The organism is Photobacterium sp. OFAV2-7 (assembly GCF_022347985.1).
Lineage (GTDB): Bacteria > Pseudomonadota > Gammaproteobacteria > Enterobacterales > Vibrionaceae > Photobacterium.
Genome location: NZ_JAKRFQ010000615.1, coordinates 1 through 3,232, shown reverse-complemented (window position 1 = coordinate 3,232; position 3,232 = coordinate 1). Strand labels below are relative to the sequence as shown.

Here is a 3,232-nt window from a genome sequence, read left to right as displayed (position 1 = left end):
CGCTCTGTGAGTTCCAGATCAACATCAATATCTGGATACATAGCCAGGAAGTCTGGTATCAGTGGCAAGATGACAGACTCACCAAATCCAACCGTCATACTGACTCTCAGCCGTCCTTTCGGACTTTGCTGTAAATCGTTAACGGCCCGCTTCGCCTCATCAAGCTCGGCAACGATGCGCTGCGAATAGTCATAGTAACGCTGGCCTGCCTCGGTGAGCCCCAGGTTACGGGTGGTACGATTTAGCAACCTCACACCTAGCTCTTGCTCTAACGTCGCTATTTGGCGAGATATCGATGAAGGCTGCACATCGAAAACTCGGCTGGCCTCTGAAATACTGCCTGTTTCTACCACGCAGTTGAAATATTGCAATCGAGTAATCATGTTAAGCCTCGAGATTAAAACTGATGTGCTCATTAAACCACCTTTGCACAAAAGACAAAAGTGTATTTACCATTGTCATATTGTTAGCCATAAGAGCAATAATTATGATGACAACCACTTAAACACTAGGTTTCAAAAGGAACGCATTATGAAAGCAATGGTCATTAAATCCCTGGGTAACAACGATGTTTTTCAGCAGGTTGAGCGGGAGAATCCACAGGTCAAGGCTGGACATTTGGTTATTGCAGTAAAGGCAACAAGTGTTAACCCACTTGATACCATGTTGCGCTCGACCGAGACTCCTTGGTCAGCAAACCTACCGGAAATCTTACATGGTGATGTTGCTGGCGTTGTTATGGAGGTAGGTGACAGCGTAACCAAATTCAAGGTTGGCGACGAAGTTTATGGCTGTGCCGGTGGCATTGCGGGAACAGACGGCGCCCTTGCCGAGTATATGTTGGTCGACGCAGATTTAATGGCACTAAAACCCTCCACTCTGAGCATGCGTGAAGCGGCTGCGCTTCCACTGGTATCTATTACTGCCTGGGAAGCCTTGGTCGATAAGCTAAAAGTTCAGCCGGGAGAAAACGTACTTATCCATGGTGCTACAGGCGGTGTCGGGCATATTGCTATTCAGCTAGCCAAGCACCTTGGTGCAACGGTTACCGCCACAACATTACCACGCAACCTTAAAACGGCAGCAACATTGGGGGCCGACAACTTGGTGAACGTGACGGAGCAAGATGTCCATAGCTACGTCTCCCAATATACTGGCGGCAATGGATTTGATGCTGTTTTTGACACAATTGCAGGCGAGAATATTCAACGCAGCTTCGAGGCCGCCCGATATAACGGTTCAGTTGCCACCACGTTGCCAATCAATGATGTGCTGCAGGTTGCCCTCAAAAGCTTGAGCTTTCACAGCGTGCTAATGCTTATCCCTCTTGTACATGGGCTTAACCGCCGTTCACACGGTGAAATCCTAACTCAGGTAGCCGAGCTGGTCGATAAGGGAGCAATTAAACCACTGATTGATGAGTCTCGACATCCAATTTGGGAGGTATCAGCAGCCCATCAACGTCTGGAGTCTGGCCAGGCGGTCGGAAAAGTTGTGCTAACGGTGTAAGCTCAGTATCCGAAAGGCTGTCACACTTGTATGCCAGCCTTCTTGTATGCCAACTTAGATAACTGTAATTTTCAGTACCGTATTTCAGACGTCTCAGAGTTAACACATTTCTTCTCTTCCAGGCTCCCTACACTGAATTAAAGAGCAACAGCTGGGCCGGTAAGATGGAAGACAAAGTACTCATCGCAGACACTAAAGATATTTTAGATGCGTTTGTTGATAACGGATTGCATAAAGAATTCGCGATTTATTGCCAATTCCCCCACAGCAATAAAGTGCTGCACGATATCCGGATCCGTGAAGTTCGCTCTATTGAATTCAACGACGGTTTCAGGTTGCAAAGAAAATAGACAAGAAAAACCTCTTATTCCAGATAAGAGGTTTTGAATAATCACACTACAAAGATATTGCTATATGAGTTATTAACTGGCCTCATGACTCACTTCAAGATCGGATGCAAACTGGCTCTTTGTTCTATTAGCATAAGCAACCAGTGAAAGCATTACCGGCACCTCAACGAGTACACCCACAACGGTTGCCAATGCTGCACCAGAGTGAATGCCAAACAAACTGATTGCCACAGCAACAGCCAGCTCAAAGAAGTTAGACGCTCCAATCATGCTGCCAGGTGCGGCAACACAGTGTGGTTGTTTCCACTTCTTCATCCAAACGTAGGTCACTGCAAAAATAAGATACGTCTGGATGAGCAATGGAATTGCAATCAATACAATATCAACTGGATTATCTAAAATAGTCTGCGCCTGAAAACCAAATAGCAGAATAACTGTGCCTACCAAACCCATAATTGAAAGCGGCTTCATTGTAGCAGAGAGCTTATCCAGCTTAGCCTTGTTGCGAACAAACTGGCGTGTTAGTGCGCCTGCAATGAGCGGAATAACCACAAACAAGCTTACCGATAGCAGTAATGTATCCCAAGGAACAGTGACATCGGTTACTCCCAGCAAGAATGCAGCAATCGGTGCGAAAGCAACCACCATGATCAAATCATTAATCGCAACCTGGGCAACCGTATAGTTTGCATCACCTTTCGTTAGCTGGCTCCAGACAAACACCATCGCAGTACAAGGTGCTACACCAAGCAAAATCATACCAGCAATGTACTCTTCACCTAATGATGGCGAAATCCAGTCACCAAATACATAGCGCATAAACAACATCGCAAGCAAAGCCATAGTGAAAGGCTTGATCAACCAGTTGACAGCAATTGTGATGATCAGCCCTTTTGGCCGGCGGTGGATATCACGAACGGCCTTGAAATCAACCTGCATCATCATCGGATAGATCATCAGCCAAATAAGCACAGCAATAACCATGTTTATCTGAGCGTACTGTAACCCACCCAAAAAAGAGAAAACGCCAGGGAACAGCGAACCACCAACCAGGCCTGCTAGCATGCCAAGCCCGACCCATATACTTAGAAAACGTTCAAAAATACCCATGCTTTCATTACTCGCATAGTTAATCGTCGATTGACGATATATTATTGTTAAAAAAAGGCCATTAGCGATGGCCAACCTCTGTATACCCAAGCTACCTCAAGATGCTCGTTTCAGCGAGAGTTACTTGGCTTGTAGGCTAGGCACCGATTTGAAAATCTAGTGGTTCTAAATTGATAATCGGTAACAACGCATAGAAGCCAAGTAAACTCGCCCTTTGGGAGTGAGCCAGCGTGCCCATTTCTATGTCAAATAACGTTGAAAGG

General features: G+C 46.0%; 4 protein-coding genes. 2 read left to right on the top strand and 2 right to left on the bottom strand.

The window, feature by feature from the left end; genetic code table 11:
- A partial coding sequence (locus MHN01_RS21770; RefSeq protein WP_239413394.1) for a LysR family transcriptional regulator occupies window positions 1-416 on the bottom strand: 416 nt, incomplete at its 3' end.
- A gap of 115 nt (window positions 417-531) precedes the next feature.
- Here MHN01_RS21770 and MHN01_RS21765 point away from each other — a divergent pair.
- A complete protein-coding gene (locus MHN01_RS21765; RefSeq protein ID WP_239413392.1) occupies window positions 532-1,509 on the top strand; it encodes a zinc-dependent alcohol dehydrogenase family protein in 978 nt (325 codons plus the stop codon).
- A gap of 164 nt (window positions 1,510-1,673) precedes the next feature.
- Entirely contained in the window at window positions 1,674-1,859 is a 186-nt protein-coding gene (locus MHN01_RS21760) for a hypothetical protein (protein WP_075767407.1), read from the top strand.
- A gap of 72 nt (window positions 1,860-1,931) precedes the next feature.
- Here MHN01_RS21760 and arsB read toward each other — a convergent pair whose 3' ends face one another.
- Window positions 1,932-2,969 carry an ACR3 family arsenite efflux transporter gene (gene arsB / locus MHN01_RS21755; RefSeq protein WP_239413391.1) on the bottom strand — a complete coding sequence of 346 codons (1,038 nt, stop codon included), beginning with the start codon at window positions 2,967-2,969 and terminating at the stop codon, window positions 1,932-1,934.
- Between the last annotated feature and the right edge of the window lie 263 nt (window positions 2,970-3,232).